Annotated in this window: 17 protein-coding genes; 7 read left to right on the top strand and 10 right to left on the bottom strand. The window is 69.2% G+C overall.

Features of this window, described 5'->3' with window-relative positions; genetic code table 11:
• Nucleotides 1-55 precede the first annotated feature (55 nt).
• The 4 genes from P7644_RS19675 (at nucleotide 56) to P7644_RS19660 (ending at nucleotide 4,625) form a co-directional block, all read left to right on the top strand.
• Entirely contained in the window at nucleotides 56-1,195 is a 1,140-nt protein-coding gene (locus tag P7644_RS19675) for a homoserine O-acetyltransferase (protein WP_404300940.1), read from the top strand.
• Complete coding sequence (metW, locus tag P7644_RS19670; protein ID WP_404300939.1) at nucleotides 1,192-1,776, top strand: methionine biosynthesis protein MetW; 585 nt, start codon at nucleotides 1,192-1,194, stop codon at nucleotides 1,774-1,776. The genes P7644_RS19675 and metW overlap by 4 nt, the downstream gene beginning before the upstream one ends.
• Nucleotides 1,777-1,924: 148 nt before the next feature.
• Nucleotides 1,925-3,118, top strand: a complete 1,194-nt coding sequence (locus P7644_RS19665; RefSeq protein ID WP_404300937.1) for a GGDEF domain-containing protein — start codon at nucleotides 1,925-1,927, stop codon at nucleotides 3,116-3,118.
• A 40-nt stretch (nucleotides 3,119-3,158) separates the two neighbouring features.
• The gene (locus P7644_RS19660; RefSeq protein ID WP_404300936.1) at nucleotides 3,159-4,625 is read left to right on the top strand and encodes a M20 family metallopeptidase; all 1,467 of its coding nucleotides are present in this window, start codon (nucleotides 3,159-3,161) and stop codon (nucleotides 4,623-4,625) included.
• A gap of 104 nt (nucleotides 4,626-4,729) precedes the next feature.
• Here P7644_RS19660 and P7644_RS19655 read toward each other — a convergent pair whose 3' ends face one another.
• From P7644_RS19655 to P7644_RS19625, 7 genes are all read right to left on the bottom strand, one after another.
• Nucleotides 4,730-5,878, bottom strand: a complete 1,149-nt coding sequence (locus P7644_RS19655) for a GGDEF domain-containing protein (protein WP_404300935.1) — start codon at nucleotides 5,876-5,878, stop codon at nucleotides 4,730-4,732.
• Nucleotides 5,879-6,075: 197 nt separating this feature from the next.
• Nucleotides 6,076-7,245 carry a hypothetical protein gene (locus tag P7644_RS19650; protein WP_404300934.1) on the bottom strand — a complete coding sequence of 390 codons (1,170 nt, stop codon included), beginning with the start codon at nucleotides 7,243-7,245 and terminating at the stop codon, nucleotides 6,076-6,078.
• Nucleotides 7,242-10,076 carry an ATP-binding protein gene (locus P7644_RS19645; RefSeq protein WP_404300932.1) on the bottom strand — a complete coding sequence of 945 codons (2,835 nt, stop codon included), beginning with the start codon at nucleotides 10,074-10,076 and terminating at the stop codon, nucleotides 7,242-7,244. Before P7644_RS19645 ends, P7644_RS19650 begins: the two co-directional genes overlap by 4 nt.
• Nucleotides 10,077-10,080: 4 nt before the next feature.
• Complete coding sequence (locus tag P7644_RS19640) at nucleotides 10,081-10,800, bottom strand: hypothetical protein (RefSeq protein ID WP_404300930.1); 720 nt, start codon at nucleotides 10,798-10,800, stop codon at nucleotides 10,081-10,083.
• The gene (locus P7644_RS19635) at nucleotides 10,793-12,124 is read right to left on the bottom strand and encodes a hypothetical protein (RefSeq protein WP_404300929.1); all 1,332 of its coding nucleotides are present in this window, start codon (nucleotides 12,122-12,124) and stop codon (nucleotides 10,793-10,795) included. The genes P7644_RS19640 and P7644_RS19635 overlap by 8 nt, the downstream gene beginning before the upstream one ends.
• Nucleotides 12,125-12,126: 2 nt before the next feature.
• A complete protein-coding gene (locus tag P7644_RS19630; protein WP_404300927.1) occupies nucleotides 12,127-12,858 on the bottom strand; it encodes a 16S rRNA (uracil(1498)-N(3))-methyltransferase in 732 nt (243 codons plus the stop codon).
• Between the two features lie 66 nt (nucleotides 12,859-12,924).
• Nucleotides 12,925-14,028: an aminoglycoside phosphotransferase family protein gene (locus P7644_RS19625; protein ID WP_404300926.1), complete on the bottom strand. Its 1,104-nt coding sequence runs from the start codon at nucleotides 14,026-14,028 to the stop codon at nucleotides 12,925-12,927.
• An 86-nt stretch (nucleotides 14,029-14,114) separates the two neighbouring features.
• Between P7644_RS19625 and P7644_RS19620 the strand changes: the two genes are divergently transcribed.
• From P7644_RS19620 to rsmA, 3 genes are read left to right on the top strand one after another with little or no spacing between them, the layout of a single operon-like run.
• Nucleotides 14,115-16,568, top strand: coding sequence for an LPS-assembly protein LptD (locus P7644_RS19620; protein ID WP_404300925.1), 2,454 nt, complete (start codon nucleotides 14,115-14,117; stop codon nucleotides 16,566-16,568).
• A 50-nt stretch (nucleotides 16,569-16,618) separates the two neighbouring features.
• A complete protein-coding gene (locus tag P7644_RS19615) occupies nucleotides 16,619-18,001 on the top strand; it encodes a peptidylprolyl isomerase (RefSeq protein WP_404300924.1) in 1,383 nt (460 codons plus the stop codon).
• Nucleotides 18,002-18,009: 8 nt separating this feature from the next.
• Nucleotides 18,010-18,777, top strand: coding sequence for a 16S rRNA (adenine(1518)-N(6)/adenine(1519)-N(6))-dimethyltransferase RsmA (gene rsmA, locus P7644_RS19610; protein ID WP_404300923.1), 768 nt, complete (start codon nucleotides 18,010-18,012; stop codon nucleotides 18,775-18,777).
• A gap of 193 nt (nucleotides 18,778-18,970) precedes the next feature.
• On the opposite strand, the gene P7644_RS19605 is transcribed toward rsmA, so the two are convergent.
• From P7644_RS19605 to P7644_RS19595, 3 genes are all read right to left on the bottom strand, one after another.
• The gene (locus P7644_RS19605) at nucleotides 18,971-19,396 is read right to left on the bottom strand and encodes a barstar family protein (protein ID WP_404300922.1); all 426 of its coding nucleotides are present in this window, start codon (nucleotides 19,394-19,396) and stop codon (nucleotides 18,971-18,973) included.
• Nucleotides 19,397-19,533: 137 nt separating this feature from the next.
• On the bottom strand, nucleotides 19,534-19,938 hold the full coding sequence (locus P7644_RS19600; RefSeq protein ID WP_404300921.1) for a ribonuclease domain-containing protein: 405 nt from the start codon (nucleotides 19,936-19,938) through the stop codon (nucleotides 19,534-19,536).
• A 152-nt stretch (nucleotides 19,939-20,090) separates the two neighbouring features.
• Entirely contained in the window at nucleotides 20,091-22,400 is a 2,310-nt protein-coding gene (locus P7644_RS19595; protein ID WP_404300920.1) for an NADP-dependent malic enzyme, read from the bottom strand.
• Nucleotides 22,401-22,590 lie beyond the last annotated feature (190 nt).

Below are 22,590 nucleotides of genomic sequence, written 5' to 3'. Positions count from 1 at the left end.
CGCATTCCCGCAGGCACCAGACCCGGCCTCGTTTCTAGCGACGCCGGGTTTTTTCATGTCGTTCATCGCCACACCGCAGTCCATGCATTTCGCCGAGGCCCTGCCCTTGCAGTCGGGCGCCTCGATCCGCGACTACACCCTGGCCTACGAGACCTACGGCCGGCTCAATGCCGACAGGAGCAATGCCGTGCTCGTGTGCCATGCGCTCAATGCCTCGCACCATGTGGCGGGGGTCTACGAGGGTCAGGCCAGGAGCGAGGGCTGGTGGGACAACATGATCGGGCCGGGCAGGAGCGTCGATACCAACCGCTTCTTCGTCATCGGCGTCAACAACCTGGGCTCGTGCTTCGGCTCCACGGGTCCCATGCATCAGCACCCGGACACGGGCGAGGTCTACGGCGCGGACTTTCCCGTGGTCACGGTGGAGGACTGGGTCAATGCCCAGGCGCGGCTGCTCGACCGCCTCGGCATCACCCAGCTGGCCGCGGTCATGGGCGGCAGCCTGGGCGGCATGCAGGCCTTGAGCTGGACGCTGCAATACCCCGAGCGCATGCGCCACGCCGTGGTGGTGGCCAGCGCCCCTAACCTGACGGCCGAGAACATTGCCTTCAATGAGGTGGCGCGCCGGGCCATCGTCACCGACCCGGACTTCCACGGCGGGAACTTCTACCGCCACGGTGTGATCCCGCAGCGCGGCCTGCGCATCGCGCGCATGATCGGCCACATCACCTACCTCTCGGACGACGTGATGAACGAGAAGTTCGGGCGCCAGCTGCGCGAGGGCATGGACCTCAAGTACAGCACCCAGGACATCGAGTTCCAGATCGAGAGCTATCTGCGCTACCAGGGCGACAAGTTCAGCGAGTATTTCGACGCCAACACCTACCTGCTGATCACGCGCGCGCTCGACTACTTCGACCCCGCGATGCGCCATGGCGGCAGCCTGGCCCAGGCGCTGGCCGTGGCACGCGCCAAATTCCTGCTGGTGAGCTTCACGACCGACTGGCGTTTCTCGCCCCAGCGCAGCCGCGAGATCGTGCATGCGCTGCTGGAAAACCGCCGCGACGTGAGCTACGCGGAGATCGATGCGCCCCACGGGCATGACGCGTTTTTGCTCGATGATGCCCGCTACATGGGCGTAATGCGCTCTTATTTCGATAGTATTTTCAAGGATATCCCCAAGGAGCTTCCATGAGCGATCACGCCACCATGCAAGCCATTGCGCGCCTGGTGCCCGAGGGCGCGCGCGTGCTCGACCTAGGGTGTGGCGACGGCGCCCTGCTGGACCTGCTGCAGCGCGAACGCGGCTGCAGCGGCTACGGCATCGAGATTGCCGACGACAACGTGCTGGCCTGCGTGCGCCGCGGCGTGAACGTGATCCAGCTGAACCTGGACGAGGGCCTGGCCATGTTCGGCGACAACAGCTTCGACGTGGTGTTGCAGATCGACACCCTGCAGCATCTGCGCAACGCCGAGGTCATGCTGCGCGAGACCGCGCGCGTGGGTAAAAGCGGCATCGTCGCCTTTCCCAACTTCGCCCACTGGCCCAACCGCCTGTCGGTGCTGCGCGGGCGCATGCCGGTCACGCGGCGCCTGCCCTACCAGTGGTATGACACGCCGAATATCCGCGTCGGCACCTACAAGGACTTCGAGGTGCTGGCCTACAAGAACAAGTTGCGCATCCTGGACGCCTTCGGCCTGCAGAGCGGGCGCGTGGTGCGCTGGCTGCCGAACGCGCGCGCCGGTACGGCGGTGTTTCACTTTGAACATGATTGAATCCGGCTTGTTCAAAAAATATAGCTGCGCTCCCATGCCCCACGACAGGTTTCGCCTGAAAGGACTGGAAATCGGCAGCTTGTGGCGCTGCGGCTATCCTTGAAGGCTTTCAAACTCCGTGGCGCCCGACCGGCGCGCTCCTTGCTCCATGCTGCCGCCTCTTGACGTATTCACCATGCTGGTCATGACGGCGATGGTGTCGTTTTCCATGGCCGGTGCCATGGCCGTGGTGCGGCTGCAGGAGCGCGAGGGCATGGGCCTGTGGGCGCTGGCGCTGATGTTGCACGGCATCTGCTACGTGCTGTATGCGCTGCGCGGTCATGTGGCCGACTGGGCCAGCGTGGTGCTGGCCAATACCTTCCTGTCCGGGACCTTCGCCCTCTGCCTGGGGGCCGTCGAACAGTTCCACAGCAGACCCATGCCTTGGTGGCGCATGGCCGTGCCGGTGGCGGCCGTGGCGCTGCTGTTCGCTTGGCATATCGACGACTATCCTGCCCGTATGGTGGTTGCCGGCACCATGCTGCCGCTGCAATTGGCGCTGGTGCTGGGGGCGCTGTGGCGCCAACGAACGGCCGAGCCGCTGCGCGGGGCGCTGCTGCTGGGCGGCTGCATCGCCGTTGAACTGCTGCTGCTGGCCGGACGCGGCTGGCTGGCGCTGGCTGGGCGACTGGGGAGCACCGGCCTGCTGCATGTCAGCCCCATGCAGGCGGCCGTCTTCATGCTGGCCTTCATCAGCATCACCCTGGCCTCGCTGGGCTTCATCCTGATGGCCAGGGACAGGGCCGATGCACAAAACCGCCATTACGCAGCGCACGACGCGCTCACCGGCGTGGCCAACCGCCGCACCCTGCTCCAGGTCCTGGAGCGCGACGTGGCGCGGGCCGTGCGCACCCGCGAGTCCTATGCCCTGCTGATGCTGGACATAGACCATTTCAAGCGCATCAACGACACCCACGGCCATCTGGCCGGCGACCGGGTGCTGCGCCATGTGGCCCAGGTGCTGCAGGCTCGCCTGCGTGCCCAGGACCTGGTGGGGCGCTACGGCGGCGAGGAGTTCCTGATCCTGTTGCCCGGCACCACGCTGGACGGCGCCGCCGAGCTGGCGCAGTCGCTGCGCCAGGCGCTGGCCCAGAACCCCTGCCGCCACCAGGGCTGCGTCATCGAGGTGACTGCCAGCATAGGTGCGTTCGGCGGGCGGCTGGAGCCGGGCGACGGCTGGGACATGCTGATCCACTGCGCCGACCAGGCACTGTACGCCGCCAAGGCCGCCGGGCGTGACCGTGTGCAGTGCCAGGAGTTGCTGCGCGAGCCCGGACAGACCATTCACGCGGCCCTGGTTTGAGCGTATCCTGCGCACCCCATGTCCGTCGCCGAGATTTGCCATGAATGCGCCCCTGCCCGCTGCCGCACTTGACCCCGTCCTGGCCCTGGAGCGTGTCTCGCGCACCTGGGACGAGAGCATCCTGCGCGAGCTGACCGACTACATCCGCATCCCCGCCAAGTCGCCCGGCTTTGCCCCCGACTGGGAGCAGCAGGGCCATCTGGAGACGGTGCTGCGCAACGCCGCCCAGTGGGTCGAGGCGCAGCAGGTCGCGGGCCTGCAGCTGGAGATCGTGCGCCTGCCCGGCCGCACGCCGGTGCTGTTCTTCGAGGTGGCGGCCACGCAGGCGCAGGCCACGCAGACGGTGCTGATGTACGGCCACCTGGACAAGCAGCCCGAGTTCGAGGGCTGGCGCGCCGACCTGGGCCCGTGGACGCCGAAGTACGAGGACGGCAGGCTCTACGGCCGCGGCGGCGCCGATGACGGCTACGCGGTGTATGCCAGCATCGCCGCCGTGCAGGAACTGAAGCGCCAAGGCGCGGCGCACCCGCGCATCGTCGGCCTGATAGAGACCTGCGAGGAAAGCGGCTCCGCCGACCTGCTGCCCTACATCGAGCAGCTCCGCACGCGCCTGGGCGACGTGGCCCTGGTCATCTGCCTCGATTCGGGCGCCGGCAACTACGACCAGCTGTGGCTCACCACCAGCCTGCGCGGCATGGCCAGCGGCACGCTCAAGGTGGAGATATTGACCGAGGGCGTGCACTCGGGCGATTCGTCGGGCCTGGTGCCCTCGTCGTTTCGCATCATGCGCCAGGTGCTTGACCGGCTGGAGGACAGCGCCACCGGGCGCCTGCTGCCGGCGCGCTTTCATTGCGAGGTGCCCCCCGAGCGTCTGGCGCAGGCGCGCGCCACCGCCGCCATCCTGGGCGAGGAGGTTTACCGGCGCTTTCCCTGGGCGCACCACGACTGCGGCGGCAGCACGGTGTTCGCCCTGCCCACCACCACCGACCCGGTGCAGGCCCTCATCAAGCGCACCTGGGAGCCCACGCTGTCCGTCACCGGCGCCGAGGGCTTCCCGGCCCTGAAGGACGCGGGCAACGTGCTGCGCCCCTACACCGCCTTCAAGCTCAGCCTGCGCCTGCCGCCGCTGGTGGACGCCGCCGCCAGCGCCCAGGAACTCAAGGCCCTGCTGGAGGACAACGCGCCCTACCAGGCCAAGGTCACGTTCGCGCCCGACCACGCCGCCAGCGGCTGGAACGCCCCGGCCATCAGCCCGTGGTTCGAGCAGGCCCTGAACGCCGCCAGCCAGGCGTATTTCGGCGCCCCCTGCGGTTACATCGGCCAGGGCGGCACTATCCCGCTGATGAACATGCTGAGCCAGGGCTTCCCCCAGGCGCAGATGATGGTCTGCGGCGTGCTCGGCCCCAAGAGCAATGCCCATGGGCCCAATGAATTCCTGCACGTGCCCTATGCCAAGAAGCTCACCGCGACCGTGGCCCAGGTGATCGCCTGCATACCGGCGGCTTAGCGCTGCACCGCGCCGCACGCGCAAGCGCTGGGGGTTGAGTCAAATCGGCCTTGAACGCAGATAAGACAAGCGTCAGCAGCTCACTTTTTGAGAGTAATACGCCCTCACGCTGCGCACAGCACGCGGTTGCGCCCCTGGTGCTTGGCCTGGTACAGCGCGGTGTCGGCGCGGTGCAGCAGGGCTTCACTGCCTTCGTGCGGCGCCAGCTGCGCCAGGCCTGTCGACACCGTCAGGTGCAGCGCTGTGCCGTCCGGCAGCACCACCGGCGTGGCGGCCACCGTGGCGCGCACGCGCTCCATCAGCCGCATGCCATCCGCGGCCTGGGTATTGCTCATGAGCAGCAGGAATTCCTCGCCCCCCCAGCGCGCCAGGATGTCGCTGCTGCGCACGCAGGCGCGCACCATCCGGGCAAAAGCCTGCAGCGCCACGTCGCCGGCCGCGTGACCATGCGTGTCGTTGATGGTCTTGAAATGGTCCAGATCCAGCAGCGCCAGCAATAGCGGCTGCGGGTTGCGTTGCACGCGCAGTTGTTCCAGTCGCAGCATCTCCAGCATGTAGCGCCGGTTGGGCAGGCCGGTGAGCTCGTCGCGCGTGGCCAGCTCGCGGATCTGCGCGAGCGCCTCGGCCAGCTCACGCTTTTGATGGTGCAGCCGGGTACGCGTGTTGTGCACGCGCACGGTGAGAAAGGTGCTGCTGATCAGCACCACCGTCGTCATGAGCAGATAGGCCACCGCCAGCGCGGGCGGCTGGCTGCCCGGCACCAGCCAGGATGGCTGTCCCCACTGCACCGCGGCGCCGGCCGCACCGAAGGCCAGCAGGCCGAAGAGCGCCACGCCCACCATCTGCCGCGGCGTGAGCCCGAAGATGCCGAACATCATGATCACCGCCAGGATGGGCGGCGCAATGCCGCGTGCCGGGCCGGCGATCACATAGGCCACGGCGGTGCAGGCGATCGCATACACGGTCTGGAACAGGGTGAGCGCGGGGTCGGCGAAGCGCCGGCTGTAGCCGCTGCGGATCAGCAGGAGCACCGCCGCGATGCCCGCGCAGCACGCCAGCGTCCACCAATGCACGGGCACGGGATCGGCCAGGCCCGCCGCCGCCACCAGCTGCATCGCGACGATGTAGCACAGCATCAGCAACGCAGCCAGCCCCGCCATGGCCAGGCGGGTGCGCTGGCGGGGGTCGGTGGTGATCAGCCGATCCAGCAGGTCATGGTGCTGGTGCCGGCGAACCGGGGCCTCCTGGTTCACGCAAGCTCCTTGTCTCGGGTGCGGGAGCCACCTCCCGCGCGTTCGCGTCCCGGACTGTAGGGGGTGCGTGCGAGCGGGAAAATAGGTAGTTACAAGTAGTTACTGGCAGGTCATCCGGACTGCCGGCCAGGGCCTTCAGGCGCCCGGGGGCTGGATCACGGCGCACCCCGGCCGCTGCCGGGCGCAGCGCCGGTGCGCTATAGCCAGAACTCCTGTTCGGCCTTGTGCTCCTGGGCCTGCAACGCAGTGCACAGCGCGCGCAGCGTGGTCGGCAGGTCGGAGCGGGCTTGCAGGCGCTGCAGCCAGGCGTGGTCGTGTTCGGTCAGCGGGAGGCGCGGAGCCGCACCCCAGTCATCCGGCTGCATACGGTGAGGCTGCCAAGGCAGGCCAACCGCTTGCCACAGCGCGCCTGCGGCCAGGGCGATGGTCACGCCCGCGGGGTCGGGGTCACAGCTCACATCGGCGGGTGCTGGCGCATGCTGTAGCAGCCATTGCATGGCCTGGCGCCAGCTCTGCGGGGGCTGGCCGGGCAGCCAGACCACGCAGGTGCCCGGTGCCGCCGCCAGCGCCTGGCGCTCGAAGCTGGCGCGGTTCTCGATCAGCCAATAGCGCTGGGGCGCCCGCACCTGCGTCGGGGTGTCGAACAGGCGGGTCGGCAGGCCGCACAGGCCGGCGGCGGCTACGTCGATGCGTCCCTGGGGCGTGTGCAGGCAGAGCGTGCCGCCCAGCCACAGCAGGGGCGCAAAGCGGGCAATGCCCAGCGCCTCCAGGGGCACGTGGGCCGCAAGCCATTTCCATTCGGTCTCGGTGATGGCCTTGGTGCTACCGCGCGCGTGCTGGGCGAAGTCCTGGCGCAGGCCGAACCGCTGCTCGGCTTGCCAGCCAGCCAGCGCCCGCAGCAGCTCCAGGCGTGCCTGGCGCAGGGCTTCGCTCTGGCGGCTGTCCAGGCAGTGGCGCACGGCGCTCTCCAGCCAGGGCTCCTGCTCGCCCAGGGCCTGCAATTGGGCGGCCAGCTGCTGGCGAGCGCTCTCGCGGGTAGCGGCGCTGCGCAGCCCCACGGCCTCCTGCAGTGTGGCCACATCGCTCCAGGCCACGCGTTCCACGCGCCACTGCGAGTGGACGAAGCGCTCCTTGGTATGCAATGCGCCGGCGTGCAGCAACTGCTCCAGCAGCTCCTCGGCCAGCTCCAGCCGCTGGGTGCCAGCAATGTCCAGCAGCGACTGCCATTGGCGTTCGGCAGCGTCGGCGCGCAGCCAGTCGCACAGCAGCGCTTGCTGGGCCGGGCGCAACGTGGGCAGGCTCGTCCATGGCGCGCCGTGGCGCGTGCGGCGTCCGCGCCCGGTGGGCTGCGCGCGCAGGGCCGTCATGCGCTGATGGGTTTCAGCTCGGGTGCGCCGCGCCGCTTGGCCACCGCGATGGGCGGGGCCCAGCGGTTGCCGGCGGGCTTCTTGCTGGTCACCAGGGTGATCTCGGCCGGCTCGAACACCTCCAGGTTGTGCGTGATCGGCGTGGTGAGCACGTACTGCGCGCGCGTGCTGCGCAGGAAATGCCCCACCAGCTGGATGTTGCGCACGTCCAGGTGGGCGAAGGGCTCGTCGATGAAGACGAAGCCGCCCGAGCCGCTTTCCTCGTCTTTCAGCAGGCCCACCAGCAGGATCAGCGACTTGATGACCTGCTGGCCGCCCGAGGCCTCGCCATCGTTCAGCCCGATGCTGCCCTTGCCGTCGAAGGCGAAATGCACCTTCAGGCCCGCCTGGGCGAGCACGGTGTCGTCGTTTTCCAGCAGCGGCAGCTCGGCCGCCACTTCCACCCCGGCCAGCTGGCCCAGTTCCTGGATGTTCTTGCGGTAGCGGCGCACGGTGCTGCGCAGCACCTCGATGTAGCTCTCGCGCGCATTCAGCACGGCGGTGGCGGCCTGGGCATTCTTCACCTGGTGGTCCGAGAGGCTTGCCGCCTGCTCGCGCACGGTCACGTCCATGCGGCGGTGGCGCTCCTCCACGGTGGCGTCCTGCTCCCAGCTGCCCTGTTCCAGCTCCTGCTCCACGGCATGCAGGCGCAGCCTGGCCTGGGTGTCGTTCACGTATTCATCGACCAGCGCGCCCATGGCGGCGGGCGTGATCCAGCGCGCGGGGAACTGCGCGCGCTGCAGCTGGCTGCGCGCCACGGCCCCCTGCTGCTGGCGGCGGCGCGCGCTCCAGTCCTGCGCGGCGCGCTCGCTGTCGCCGCGCGCGCGCTGCAGCTGCGCCTCCAGGCGCTTGTGCTCGTCGTTGAAGGCGCGATGGCGGTCGTGCGCGCGCGTGGCCTCCTGCTCCAGGCGCTGCCACAGCTGGGCGGCGGCCACGCGCGCCTGCCTGGCGGCGGGCAACTGCGCGCGCGCCTGGGCGAACTCGTCGCTGCGGCGCGCCAGCTCCTCGGCGGCGCTGTGCCCTTCCAGGGCGCGCCGGGTGTCGGTGATCTGGCGCTTGAGGGCCATCAGCTCGTCCAACACGGGTGCCAGCTGCGCGTCGATGCGCGCCAGCTCGCGCTCGGCCGCGCCGCGGCGCGCCTGCACGGCGCTGGTGCCGAACTGGTGCTCATGCGCGTCCACCCACATGGAGCGGGCGCCGCGCCCGTCGTGCATGTAGGCCTGGGGCGTGATCCAGCTGCCGCCCAGCTTCTTGCCCTCGCGCGGGTCGGCCACGCAGCGCAGGTTCTGCAGCTGCTGCACCAGCCAGCGCGGCACGGGGGCGGTGAAGCGCACATGCTCCAGCAGCGTGCCGCTCTCGCCCTTCAGGGCCACCGAGCCCGGCTCGACGATGTAGTGGCGGTAGCGTTCGCGCTCGCCCAGTTCCCAGGCCTCGGTGAGGTCGCTGGCCTTGTCCAGCAACGCCACCCAGCGGTGGCCGCGCAGCACGCCCTCGATGGCGGCGCGCCAGCGTTCTTCCTGCACCTCCACCACCTCGGCGACGAAGCGGTGGCCTATGCCCTGGGTGGCGAGTGCCTTGCGAAAGCGCGCCACCTCGGGCGGCAGCGGCGGCAGGTTCTGGCCCTCCAGTGCGGCGAGCTCGGCGGCGGCCAGCTTGCGCCGCTGGGTGAGGGTGCCGCGCTCGTCCTGCAGGGCCGATTCCTGGGCCTGCAGCGCCGACAGATGGGCCTGCAGCTCGTCGGCGTTGCTGCCCTTGTCCACCAGGGCCAGCAGTTCCTGCTCGCGCTTAGTCCATTGCTCCAGCGGCGCCTCGTGGCGCGTGGCCTCGTCGAGCTGGGCGCGCGCCTGGTCGCGCTCCACGCGCAGCTGCTCGGCCTGCTGCTGGGCGCGCGTACCTTCATCGAGCAGGTGCAGCAGGCGCTTGTTCTGCACCGCCTGCTCGGCCAGGGCGGCGCGGTGCTGGGCCTTGTGGCGGCGCAGCTCGCGCGACTGTTTGGCGAGCGATTCGCGCTCGCCCCACCAGCCGAGCACGGGCAGCACCTCGGTGGCCAGGCGCTCGCGCTCGGCCAGGCGCAGCTGCCAGGTCTTGTAGCTGCTCACGCGGTTGTGCAGCTCGGCCAGCTGGGCGCGGCTATGCTGAAGCTCGCGCTCGGCCTGCGCCATCTCGCGCGCCAGCTGCTGCTGGTGCTCGCGCGCCTGGTCGTAGGCGTCCAGCACCTGCTGGTCGCCGAACACGTCGAACACCAGGCGCAGCAGCTCGCGCGGGCTGAATTCGCAGAGGCGATCGGTCTGGCCCTGCTCCAGCGAGAGCACGCGCGCGATCGCCGGCGACAGGCCGGCGGCGGACAGCACGCGGCCCCAGGCCTCCACGCCCATGAAGCCCAGGTCCTTCTCGGGCGCATCGCGCAGCTGCTCTATGGAGACGTCGCCGTCCAGCAGGCAGTAGCGGCGCTGCCAGTCGCCGCCGTTCTTGTCGATGCGGCAGGCCAGCGTGACCTGGTCGCCATACAGCAGCCGGCGCGCAAACGGCCGGCTGGAGCTTTGCCGCCCCGTGGGCCGGTTGTCCACCACGGCGCGCAGCCAGGCGGTCTGCGCGCCGGCATGGCGCGCATAGGTGCGGTAGTCGCGCGGTGCCGAGCAGCGCAGGCCCAGCAGGGTGCGCATGGCATCCAGCAGCGTGGTCTTGCCCGAGCCGTTGGGCCCGGCGATGGTGATGATGGAGGCGTCCAGCGGCAGGCAGATGCGCTGGCAATAGTCCCAGTGAACGAGCTCCAGGGTTTGCAGGTGGAACAAGGCGTCAGTCCTCTTGCACCAGGGGTGCTTCCGTATTCATAGCTGTTTGCGCTTGTGTGGTGGGCGTTAGAGGCTGATTTTGCTCAATATTCGGCGTGGCGCGCTCGCGCGCCAGCACGTCGGCCAGTGCCCCGTCCAGGATGCGCGGCGCGAGCACGTCGTAGTCCAGCAGCACGTCCAGCAGCGGCCCCTCGGCGATCTCGTCCTGGCGGCGCAGGATGAAGCCGTGGCGCTCCAGTAGTTTCAGGTTCGCGTCCAGGCGCAGCTTCTTGCCCAGCTGCGCGCCGTAGTCCTCCAGCAGCGCCTTGTACGACAGCACGGGGCTGACGCTGGTGGCCTGGGGCAGGGGCTTGGCACCGGGGAAGAAATCGCTCTGGCCGGCGTCGGCCTCCTGCACGCGGCTGGTCTGGCGCTCGCGCTTCGGCAGCACGATCAGGGCCCACAGCACGATGAGCAGGGCCTGTGCGTCGCGCGGCAGCTCCAGGTTGTTGTTGGCGTTGATGCCGGCCTCGCCCAGCACGCTGTTCTGGGCGGCGGGGAGCAGGGCCACGCTGACATGGTCGGCGTAGATGCTGTCCATGAAGCGCAGGCCGGACTGCGCCAGGCGCTGCTCGACCTGGGCGAAGAGTTCGGCATCGACCAGCGCGCGCTTCACAAGCGGGTGGCCGCGCGGCAGCCAGCGGCGCGTGAGCAGTTCGGCGATCAACAGGGCGGCGTCATCCATTCGTGTCTTCCTTTGCGGGCAGCAGTTCGCCGCGGCTGAGCAGCTGCACCTGGTCGTGGGCGAGCGCCTCGGCCTCAGGCAGCCAGGCGATGCGCCAGGGCTGGCGCGCCAGCTCGCCCGTCAGCCCCGGCAGCACGGCGGCCTGGGGGTCGCCCAGCAGGGGCAGGAGCTGGGCCTTGTAGGCCAGCTGGGCGTAGCGCGTGGCGCCGGGGCGGGGCCCCAGCAGGGCGTCGGCCACGCTGCGCTGCTGGCCTGGCTCGGCGGCCCATGAGCTCAGCAAATGGTTCAGCTCGGTGAGCTCGCGCGGCAGGGCCACGGCGCTCAGGCTGCCGGCGGGCGCGGCCTGGGCGCTGGGTAGCTCTTCGGCCTGTTCGGGTTGGGGGCGGTCGCGCTCGAATTCGGCCTCCACCACGTCCAGCAGCTCGTGCGGCGCCAGTGTGGTGGCCATCACGGGGCGCGCCAGGGCACCCTGGAGCATGCGCTGCAGCTGCGGCGCGGCCTGCAGCCAGCGCTTGACGTCGGTGCTGGTGATGCCGGTGGTGCCCAGGGTCACGCGCTGGCGGTCCACCTGCTGCAGCGCGCGGTTGAACTGGCTGGCCATGGCCAGCAGGCGCGACTGGGCCTGGCCCAGGCCGCGCGCGGCGCGCTCCAGCGCAATATGGCCCTGGCTGCTGCCGATGATGGCGCTGATGGCCGCGGAGGCGCGGTCGATGAGCTGCGCCGCGCGGTCGTAGCGCTTGCGCGCCTCGCGCAGGCGGAATTCCGAGCCGCTGGCGATGGCGTCGGCAAATTCGCCGTGCAGGCGCGCCAGCTGCGCCTGCAGCAGCTGCACCTGGCCCGCATCCACGCTGCCGAGCTGGTTGGCGCCCACCACCTGGCCCAGCAGGGCGGCGAGCTCGCCGCCGTCGTCCTCGTCCGGCGCCTGGCTGGTCAGCGGCGCCAGCAGGCCGGCCACGCGCTGGGCCAGCGCCGGCAGGGCGTAGCTGCGCTGGGTTTCGTCCCAGGCCAGCAGGCCCACCTCGCGCAGGCGCTTGAGCGCGGTCTCCAGCGCCTCGGGGCGCAGGGCGTGCAACAGCTCGGCGATGCGCTCGCGCGGCAGCTGTGCCTCGCCCTGGCTCGCCAGTTGCAGAAACACCCACAGGCGCAGCTGCACCAGCGCCGCCGGGCCGTGGAACAGGCCGCTCAGGGCCTGGGTCAGCGGCTGCTGGCGCGTGAGCAGCCACAGCAGCGGGGAGTCCTGCGCGGCATCGGCGTCGCGGAAAAAGTCGGCGATGGCGCCTACGCCGCCGTCCTGCTCCTCGTCGGCAAGCTCGGATGGCTGCATGCTCATCGCTCCAGGCCCAGCACGGCCAGCGCGGCCACGGAGGCGGTCTCGGCGCGCAGCACGCGCGCGCCCAGGCTGGCGGGCGCGAAGCCCGCGGCCAGCGCGGCGTCCTCCTCCTGCGCGGTCAGGCCGCCCTCGGGGCCGTGCAGCACCCAGACGGCGCCAGCGCCCGCGGCGGCCTCGTGCAGCGGGCGGGCCCCGTCACGCAGCGACAGCAGCACGCGCGCCGCGTCCGGTGCCAGCGCGGCGGCAGGCGGCTGGCGCAGCCAGTCGGCCAGGGACAGGGGCGCATGCACGGCGGGCACGCGGTTGCGCCCGCATTGCTCGCAGGCCGCCACGGCGATGGCCTGCCAGTGCTGCTGGCGCTTGGCGGCGCGCTCGCCGGCGAGCTTGAGCACGCTGCGCGCCGCGGCAATCGGCTGGATGCTGGCGGCGCCGAGCTCGGTGGCCTTTTCCACCAGCCAGTCCATGCGCTCGTTGGCCGGCATGCCCACCACCAGGTGCACGGCGCGCGCGGCCTCGCGCTCCACGGCGCGGTGGCCGCCGACCTGCACCTGCACCTCGCTGCGGCCCATGTGGGTGACGGTGGCGCTCCACTCGCCGCCCGCGCCGTTGAACAGCGTGATCGCGTCGCCCGGCTGCAGGCGCAGCACCTGCACATGGCGCGCGGCCGTGGGCGGCAGCGTGAGCTGCGCGTCGGCGGCCAGGGGCAGGGGGCAGTGAAAACGGGGCATATTCTCAAAAATAATAGCTGTCAGCGCTTGATGGGAAAGCGCTGGAGGTCGATTTGACTGATGAACCTAGACGCGCCCGAAGGCGTAGCCCATGGCGGCCTGCGTGCCTTCGAGCTCATCGACCAGGCGCAGCAGCGGCGACAGCTCGCGGTAGCGGCCGGCTGTCTGGCGGATGTAGGCGATGAAGCGTGGTGCATCCTGCAGGTACCTGGGCTTGCCGTCGCGCAGCGTCAGGCGCGCGAAGATGCCGGCCACCTTCAGGTGGCGCTGCAGCGCCATCCAGTCCACGGCGCGGTAGAACTCGCCGAAGTCCGCGCCCCAGCCGCTCTCGCTGGCGGCGCCGAGAATGCCCGCACGGCGGGCCTTTTCCCAGTAACGCACGGTAATTTCGATGACGAAATCCTCTTCCCAGCTGATGAAGGCGTCGCGCATCAGGCTGGCGATGTCATAGGTCACGGGGCCGTAGACCGCGTCCTGGAAGTCCAGCACTCCGAGGGAGCCGTCCGCGCCGACCATCAGGTTGCGCATCATGAAGTCGCGGTGCACATAGACGCTGGGCGCGGCCAGGTTCTGCGCCACGATGGCGTCGAAGGCCTTGGCCAGCGTGGCCTGCTGGGCATCGGTCAACGTGGCCTGGCGGTGGCGGGCGATGTACCAGTCGGGAAACAGCTGCAGCTCGCGGCGCAGCAGCGGTTCGTCATAGGCCGGCAGCACGCCGGGGCGGCTGGCGCGCTGCCAGTCGATGAGCAGGTCCACGGCCTGCAGGTACCAGGCGTGGGCGTCCTGGGGCCGGGCCGGGTCCAGGCGCTCGATGGCCGTCTGGTGGCCCAGGTCGGACAGCAGCATGAAGCCGTGCGCCTCGTCCCAGGCCAGGACCCGCGGCACGGGCAGGCCGGCGGCCTGCATCAGGCCCTGCACGTGGACGAAGGGGCGGCAGTCCTCCTTGTCGGGCGGGGCGTCCATGACGATGCGGCTGCTGCCGTCCTGTGCGTCCAGGCGCAGGTAGCGCCTGAAGCTTGCGTCGGCGGATGCCGGGCGCAGGCTGGCCGGCAACAGCCGGTGTGCGGCGGCCAGCGGGGCCAGCCAGGCCTGGAAGGCGGACTGGCGCGCGGGGTCGCTCCAAAGCACGGCGCTGGCGCCGCTCGGTGGGGGAGGGAGGGGGTGGCTCATGGATAATCGGATTTTACAAACCCGGACCCGTCCGGCCGGGTGGCCCGCGGCGCCGGCGTGCTGTGCGCCGCCGCCCCTCGCAATCCATGGATCGCTTCTTCTTGCCCCACGCCCTGCCCGTCCGCCAGTCCTTGGCCATTGCCGCGCCGCCGCGCCGCACGCTGGCGCGCCTGGCGGCCCTGATGCTGTGCGGTGCACCGCTGGCCGTGCTGGCCCAGGCGGCGGACGGCGACGAGGAGCCGCAGGCGCCCGCGCCCGTGCTGCGCACCAGCCCGCGGCTGCAGGAGGAGCTGCCCGCCGGCATACGCCAGCAGTTGCCGGTGTTCGTGCGTGGCGACAGGGTCACGGGCCAGCCCGACATTCGCGCCACCATCGAGGGCAATGCCGAGCTGCGCCGCGGCGACACGGTGATCCGTGCCGACCATATGGACTACGACGTGGCCGAGGACCGCGCCAAGGCCAGCGGCCAGGTGCGCATCAACCGCGCGGGCAATCTGTACGACGGCACCCTGCTGGACCTGCGCGTGGATGCCTTCAACGGTTTTTTCAGCGACGCGCGCTACCGCTTTCTGCAAACGCAGGCCCACGGCGAGGCCACGCGCGTGGACTTCATCGACCGCGACCGCTCGGTGGTGCATGACGCCACCTACACCACCTGCCAGCGCGGCGACGAGGCCAGCTGGCAGCCCGACTGGATCATCCGCGCCAAGACCATTCACCTGGACCAGGCCGAGGACGTGGGGACGGCCGAGGGCGGCGTGCTGGAGTTCAAGGGCGTACCCATCCTGCCCGTGGGCAGTATCAGCTTTCCGCTGTCGGAGCGGCGCAAGTCCGGCCTGCTGCCGCCCACCGTAGGCCTGAACAGCGTGAGCGGGGTGGAATACGCCCAGCCCTATTACTGGAACATCGCCCCGAACCGCGATGCCACCATCACCCCCGTGCTCATGAGCCGGCGCGGCGTCGCCGTGGGCAGCGAGTTCCGCTATCTGGAGCCGCGCTACAGCGGCGAGCTCAGCGCCGACTACATGCCCAAGGATGCGCTGCGCGAGCGCCAGCGCTGGTCCTACGGCATCAGGCACCGCGCGGCGCTCGATACCCCTGCGGGTGATGTGGCCCTGGGGCTGGACGTGCGGCGGGTGAGTGACGACGACTACTGGCGCGACTTCTCGTCGCGCCTGTTCAGCCACGGCGGCGTGAGCGGCGCCCAGCCCCAGAATGCGCAGCGCCTGCTGCCGGGCCAGGCCTCGCTGAATTGGACGCGCGGCGAGCATTCGGTGAGCCTGAGCACGCTCAAATGGCAGACGCTGCAGGACGTGACCTCGCCCATTACCCCGCCCTACGACCGCATGCCGCAGCTGCGCTGGCGCTACCAGCCGCTGCCGCTGGCCGGGGGTTTTGACGTCAGCGTGGAGGCCGACACCACCGTCTTTCATGCCGACCGTCGCTACTACGCCCAGCCCAACGGCCGGCGCAGCTATGCCATGGCCCAGATCGGCCGGCCGTTTCTGGCGCCGGCCGGCTTCATCACGCCGCGCGTGCAGCTGCACAGCACGCAGTATGAGTTCGACGACCCGCTGGCCAACGGCCAGCGCCAGGCCAGTCGCACCCTGCCCACCTTCAGCCTGGACAGCGGCCTGGTGTTCGAGCGCGATGCACGCTTCTTTGGCGGCGACTACCTGCAGACCCTGGAGCCGCGGGCCTTCTACGCCTACACGCCATACAGCGACCAGAGCCTGCTGCCGGTGTACGACACGGCGCCCAACGACTTCAACTTCGCCTCCATCTACACCGAGAACGCCTTCGGCGGCAACGACCGGCTGGCGGACAACAACCTGCTGACGCTGGGCGTGACCACGCGCCTGCTGCACCCCGGGACGGGCGCCGAGGCTGCGCGCTTTGGTGTGGCGCAGCGCCTGCGCTTTGCCGACCAGCGCGTCACCATGCCCGGCGCCTTGCCCATCACCGACCGGGTGTCCGATGTGCTGCTGGGCGCGGGCATCAACTGGACGCCGCAGTGGGGCCTGGACTCCACCGTGCAGTACAACCCCAGCACCGGTCGTTCGCAGCGCACCACGGTGGCCGTGCGCTACGCGCCGGGCAGCTACCGCACGCTGAGCGCGGCCTACCGCATGCAGAAGGTGACCAACCTGATCGCCCTGCCCAGCGAGCAGATCGACCTGGGCTGGCAATGGCCCCTGAGCGACCTGTGGGGCGAGCGCGGCGACAAGGGCCGTGCCACGGGCGGGCGCTGGTACAGCGTGGGCCGCCTGAACTACAGCCTGCAGGACCGCAAGCTGGTGGACACCATCGTCGGCCTGGAATACGAGAGCTGCTGCTGGATTGGCCGCGTGGTGCTGGAGCGCCTGCAAAGCAGCCTGGTCACGGCCAACACCAGGCTGCTGCTGCAGCTGGAGTTCACCGGGTTCTCGCGCCTGTCGCTGGGCTCCAATCCGCTGGCCACCCTGCAGCGGCATGTGCCGGGCTACCGCTTCCTGCGTGACAACGTCAGCCAGCCCAGCCGTTTCAGCCAATACGATTAACCACATCCCGCTGCCGCGGCGCGCCTTGCCCCATGAATCCTCCCTACGCCATGAAACACCGCGTTCTGCCCCTGGCCCTGGCCTGCCTGACGGCCCTCGCAGCCCAGGCCCAGGGGCTCAGGCCTTCGGGCGGCGCCGGCCTGCCGCGCCTGCCCTCCGCCGCCACCGCCTTGGCGCCGACGGGTGCGGCAACCGGCGCCGAGCTGCGCCAGGCCGACTACATCGTCGCCGTGGTCAACTCCGAGCCCATCACCAACAACGAGGTGCGCCTGCGCACCGAGCGCGTGCTGCAGCAGCTGATGGGCCAGGGCGCCGGCGTGCCCCCGCACGAGCAGCTGGCCAAGGAGGTGCTGGAACGCCTGATCCTGGAAAAGATCCAGGTGCAGCTGGCCAAGGAAAGCGGCATCAAGGTCGATGACTACGCCGTGGACCAGGCCGAGCAATCCGTGGCCCGGCAGAACGACGTCAGCGTGGACGAGATGCACCGGCGCCTGGCGCAGGACGGCATCAGCAAGCAACGCTTTCGCGAGGACCTGCGCAACCAGCTGCTGGCCCTGCGTGTGCGCGAGCGCGAGGTCGAGGCGCGCGTGCGCGTGAGCGACCTGGAGGTGGATCAGTACCTGCGCGAGCAGCAAAGGGATGCTGCGCCGGGCAAGACGGAACTCAACCTGGGGCATATCCTGGTCAAGGTGGCCGAGAACGCCGGCCCCGAGGAGGTGGCGCGGCGCCAGGCGCGCGCCCAGGAGGTGCTGGGCAAGCTGCGGGACGGGGGCGACTTTGCCGTCCTGGCGCGTGAATATTCGGATGCCCCGGAAGGGCCGAACGGCCCCGTGCTGGGCCTGCGCCCGGCCGATCGCTACCCCGAGCTGTTCGTGAACGCGGTGCAGCAGGCGGCCGTGGGGACGGTGGTCGGGCCGCTGCGCTCGCCCGCGGGCCTGCACATCCTGAAGGTGGTGGACAGGACCCATGGCGGCGTGCCCACGGTGGCGCTGCAAAACCATGCGCGCCACATCCTGCTGCGCGTGGGTGCCGGCCTGTCCGAGCGCCAGGCGGCCGAGCGCCTGGAGGATCTGCGCCAGCGCGTGCTGCGTGGCCAGGCCGACTTCGCCACGCTGGCGCGCGAGTATTCGCAGGACGGCAGCGCCAAGAGCGGGGGCGACCTGGGCTGGGCCGGGCCGGGCCGTTATGTGCCCGAGTTCGAGCAGGTGCTCAATGCCCTCAAGCCCGGCGAGATCAGCCAGCCCGTGGTGTCGCGCTTTGGCGTGCACCTGATCGAGTTGCTGGAGCGCCGCGAGGCCAGGCTGACGCAGCGCGAGCAGCGCGACATGGTGCGCGATACCGTGCGCGAGAAGAAGCTCGACGAGGCCTTCACCACCTGGATCCAGGAGGCGCGCGGCCGCGCCTACGTGGAATACCGCGAAGCACCGCAGTGATGCCCGCCATGAAGCACATCGCCCGCAAGCGTTTCGGCCAGCATTTCCTGAGCGACCCCGGCATCATCGATGCCATCGTGCGTGCCATCGCGCCGCGCCCGGGCCAGCCGATGGTGGAGATCGGCCCCGGCCTGGCCGCACTCACCCAGCCGCTGGTCGAGCGCCTGGGCCGGCTCACGGTGATCGAGCTGGACCGCGACCTGGCCGCACGCCTGCGCCAGCATGGCCAGCTCGACGTTATCGAATCCGATGTATTAAAAGTGGACTTTACGCAGGTGGCAAAAGCGCTTGCAGCTCCTAAAATCAGAGTGGTGGGGAACCTGCCCTACAACATCTCCACGCCCATCCTGTTCCATCTGTTGGAGCATGTGCGGGTCATAGAGGACCAGCACTTCATGCTGCAGAAGGAGGTCATAGACCGCATGGTGGCGGCGCCCGCCACGGCCGCCTATGGCCGGCTGTCGGTGATGCTGCAGTGGCGCTACGCCATGGAGGATGTGTTGTTCGTGCCGCCCGAGAGCTTCGATCCGCCGCCGCGCGTGGACAGCGCCGTGGTGCGCATGCTGCCCTACGAGCAGCCCGCGGCCGTGGACGTGGCGCTGCTGTCCGAGCTGGTGCAGGTGGCCTTCAGCCAGCGCCGCAAGCTGCTGCGCCATAGCCTGGGCCGCTGGCTGGAGGCGCGCGCTTATGCCGGGGGCTTTGACACCCAGCGCCGAGCCGAGGAGGTGGCGGTGTCAGATTACGTGGCGCTGGCGCAGGAGCTGGCGCCCGCGTGAAATCAGGCTACGGCGAGCCAGTAGCCCGAATTGAACGGGCTGCTCATGCGCAGCGCCAGGGGCGACACGTCCACCAGCTTGTCCGTGGGCAGCTTCCCGCCGGCGGCGGCGATCTCTATCTCTATGGCCTGGGATGCGGCGCCTTGCAGCGCCTCATCAGCCCGTTCCGCCTGGCCGACGGTTGCAGAACGGGCTACAGAAAAGAATAGAAGCAGCGGAAGGCGATCTTGCGGTCGCTCCAGTAGTCGGCGGCGTCGCGGAAGATGTCCAGCAGTTGCTCGCGTGCCTCCTTGTCGAACTTCACCGTGGCTGGGATCTGCTCCAGCACGACGACGAAACCCGGTTGCGGCCCCGACTTGTGCAGCGGGTCGGTCATGCAGTCGTACAGCGCGTCAAAGTTCTTGCCGAAATGCGCCGGAAAGGTGAACTGCGTGGCAATCAGCTCCAGCACGTCCGGTTTCGTCTGGGCATGGGCCAGGTTGGCGTACAGGAAGTGATGGCCGAGCGCGCGCGCCGTCTCCTGCAGGTCGTGCACGCGAAAGGCGCGGATCGATTGCACGATGTTGGGGCGCACGCCACGCAACAGCGTGTCCTGGTCTTTACGAAGTGGCGTTTCCATCTCCGTTGCTCTTTCTGTTAGAAATCCACGAACTGAAATACCCGCAGGCCCGGTACCGGCCGCCTGCGGATGAAAAAGCGAAAGGTGCGGCGCGTCGGCCCTCACCATGAAATCTGCACTCGAAGACATCACCATGTTTATTGCCTGATTTCTCGAAAGCTCGCGTAGTGGTCACTGGTGTAGTAGCAGGCATCGGGCGTGCGCATGGCGCCGCCACAGACGATGCGCCGCGCGCCGCGGTGCGCCACCCCCGGCGTACGCACGGTGTACTCCCGGTAATAGCCGCGCTTCTTCGGTGGGAGCAGCCGCTCGCGGTTGCCGAACACCGAACCGTCCTTGTCGTACGGAAACGGCCCGCCCTCACGAATCAGCGCGTAGGTGGCCCGCCCCTGGGGGGGCAGATCGGCCTGCGCGATGGGAGAGGAGGCGGGGGTGTCCGGCGCCTGTCGCGCGCACGCAGCCACCGGTGCAAACACGACCGCAGCACCCAGGACGCACGCCACAATTGACTTGTACGCCCGGTTGGCGACAGCCTTGAACATTCACTACACCTTTCAGAAATTACGGGTTTACCCGAAATTTCGACCGGCTAGTGTGACAAAAAAGCCACCAAAAGGCAAGCGCCTGCCCAAAAAATGGGCAGGCGCGTAAGGGTTTGGGAGGAGTGCTTGTCCTCTACCCCCTACGGCGGGATTTACCGGCTGGCGTTGGCGTCGGCCACCGTGAGCGCTGTCATGTTGACGATGCGGCGCACGGTGGCGCTGGGGGTGAGGACGTGCACCGGCTGGCCCGCGCCCAGCAGCACCGGTCCGATGGCGATGTTGCCGCCCGCTGCCGTCTTGAGCAGGTTGTAGGCAATATTGGCGGCATCGATGTTGGGCATAACCAACAGATTGGCATCTCCCGTCAGCGTGCTGTGGGGCATGAGCGCCATGCGCGACTTGCCGTCCAGGGCCAGGTCGCCGTGCATTTCGCCGTCCACCTCCAGCCAGGGGGCCTGCACGCGCAGCAGTTCCAGGGTCTGGCGCATCTTCACGGCGCTGGGCTGGTTGCTGTTGCCAAAGTTGGAATGCGACAGCAGGGCGGCCTTGGGCTTGAAGCCAAAACGCAGCATTTCCTCGGCCGCCAGGATGGTGATTTCGGCCAACTGCTCGGCCGTGGGGTCGTAGTTCACATGGGTGTCCACCACGAATACCTGACGCTGGGGCAGCAGCAGGGCATTCATGCAGGCATAGGTGTGCACACCGGCGCGCCGACCTATGACCTGGTCGATGTACTGTAGGTGATGCGAGGTGTGGCCCCAGGTGCCGCAGATCAGGCCGTCCACCTCGCCCTTGTGCAGCAGCATGGTGCCGATCAGCGTCAGGCGTCGGCGCAGCTCGATCTTGGCAATCGGCACCGTCACGCCCTTGCGCTCGGTCATGCGATGGTAGCTTTGCCAGAAGTCGCGGTAGCGGTGGTCGTTCTCGACGTTGACCACGTCATAGTCCTGCCCCTCCTTCAGACGCAGGCCGAATTTTTCGATGCGCTGAGCGATGATCGCCGGGCGACCGATCAGTGTGGGGCGGGCGATGCGCTCGTCAACCACGATCTGCGCGGCGCGCAGCACACGCTCTTCCTCCCCCTCGGAGTAGGCGATGCGTTTTTTCGCCCCCAGCTTGGCCGCCGTGAAGATGGGCTTCATGGTCGTGCCCGAGGCATAGACAAAGGTCTGCAGGTGGTCGCGGTAGGCGTCCATGTCGGCCACCGGGCGCAGGGCCACGCCGCTGTCGGCCGCGGCCTGGGCCACGGCCGGCGCGATCTTCATCATCAGGCGCGGGTCGAACGGCTTGGGGATCAGGTATTCGGGGCCGAAGGCCAGCGGCTCGCCCGCATAGGCGGCGGCCACTACCTCGCTTTGCTCGGCCTGGGCCAGCTCGGCGATGGCGTGGACGGCGGCGATCTCCATCTCGGTGGTGATGGTCGTCGCGCCGCAGTCCAGCGCGCCGCGGAAGATGTAGGGGAAACACAGGACGTTGTTGACCTGGTTCGGATAGTCGGTGCGGCCCGTGGCGATGATGGCGTCGTCACGTACGGACTTCACGTCCTCGGGCGCGATCTCGGGGTTGGGGTTGGCCAGCGCGAAGATCAGCGGGCGGGGGGCCATCCTGGCCACCATGTCCTTCTTGAGCACGCCGCCGGCGGACAGGCCCAGGAAGATGTCGGCGCCTGCGATGGCCTCGGAGAGCGTGCGCTGCGCCGTGTCCTGCGCGAACTGCGCCTTGTCCTCGTCCATGAGCTCGGTGCGGCCCTTGTAGACCATGCCGGCAATGTCGGTCACCCAGATGTTCTCGCGCGGCAGGCCCAGCTTGACCAGCAGGCCCAGGCAGGCCAGCGCTGCCGCGCCCGCGCCCGAGACCACCAGCTTGACCTGCTTGATGTCTTTGCCCGCCACCTTCAGGCCGTTGAGGATGGCCGCGCCGACGACGATGGCCGTGCCATGCTGGTCGTCGTGGAAGACCGGTATCTTCATGCGCTCGCGCAGCTTGCGCTCGACGTAGAAGCAGTCGGGCGCCTTGATGTCTTCCAGGTTGATGCCGCCGAAGGTGGGCTCGAGCGCGGCAATGATCTCCACGAGCTTTTCCGGGTCCTTCTCGTTGATCTCGATGTCGAACACGTCGATGCCCGAGAACTTCTTGAACAGCACCGCCTTGCCCTCCATGACGGGCTTGCCGGCCAGCGGTCCGATGTCGCCCAGGCCGAGCACTGCCGTGCCGTTGGTCACCACGCCGACGAGGTTGCCGCGTGCGGTATAGCGGAAGGCGGCGTTGGGGTCCTTGACGATCTCCTCGCAGGGCGCGGCCACGCCGGGCGAATAGGCCAGCGCCAGATCGTGCTGGTTGACCATCTGCTTGGTGGCGGCGATCGTGATCTTGCCGGGCTGAGGAAACTCGTGGTACTCGAGCGCCGCCTGGCGCAGCAGGGCACGTTTGTCGGCGGGTGCGGGAGCTTGATCGTTGGGCATTGTGATTCTCCAGCGCAAACCATTCCAAACCCGAACCGCCGGGTGGAATGTCAGCGGCGCATTGAGCCGCGATTGTAGGACTGCCCTCTGTATGCACCCATACCGGCAAGGCGTTTGCGGGGCGAAACAGTTTTGCCGTGGCCGCGGTGAATGACGGGGGAGGCAAGATTGCGCCCGTGCTGGCGCCAGG

Source organism: Alicycliphilus denitrificans, from assembly GCF_044792555.1.
GTDB classification, from domain to species: domain Bacteria; phylum Pseudomonadota; class Gammaproteobacteria; order Burkholderiales; family Burkholderiaceae_C; genus Alicycliphilus; species Alicycliphilus denitrificans_A.
The sequence above is the reverse complement of the archived record's forward strand: the minus strand, read 5'-3'. Positions and strand labels throughout refer to the sequence as shown.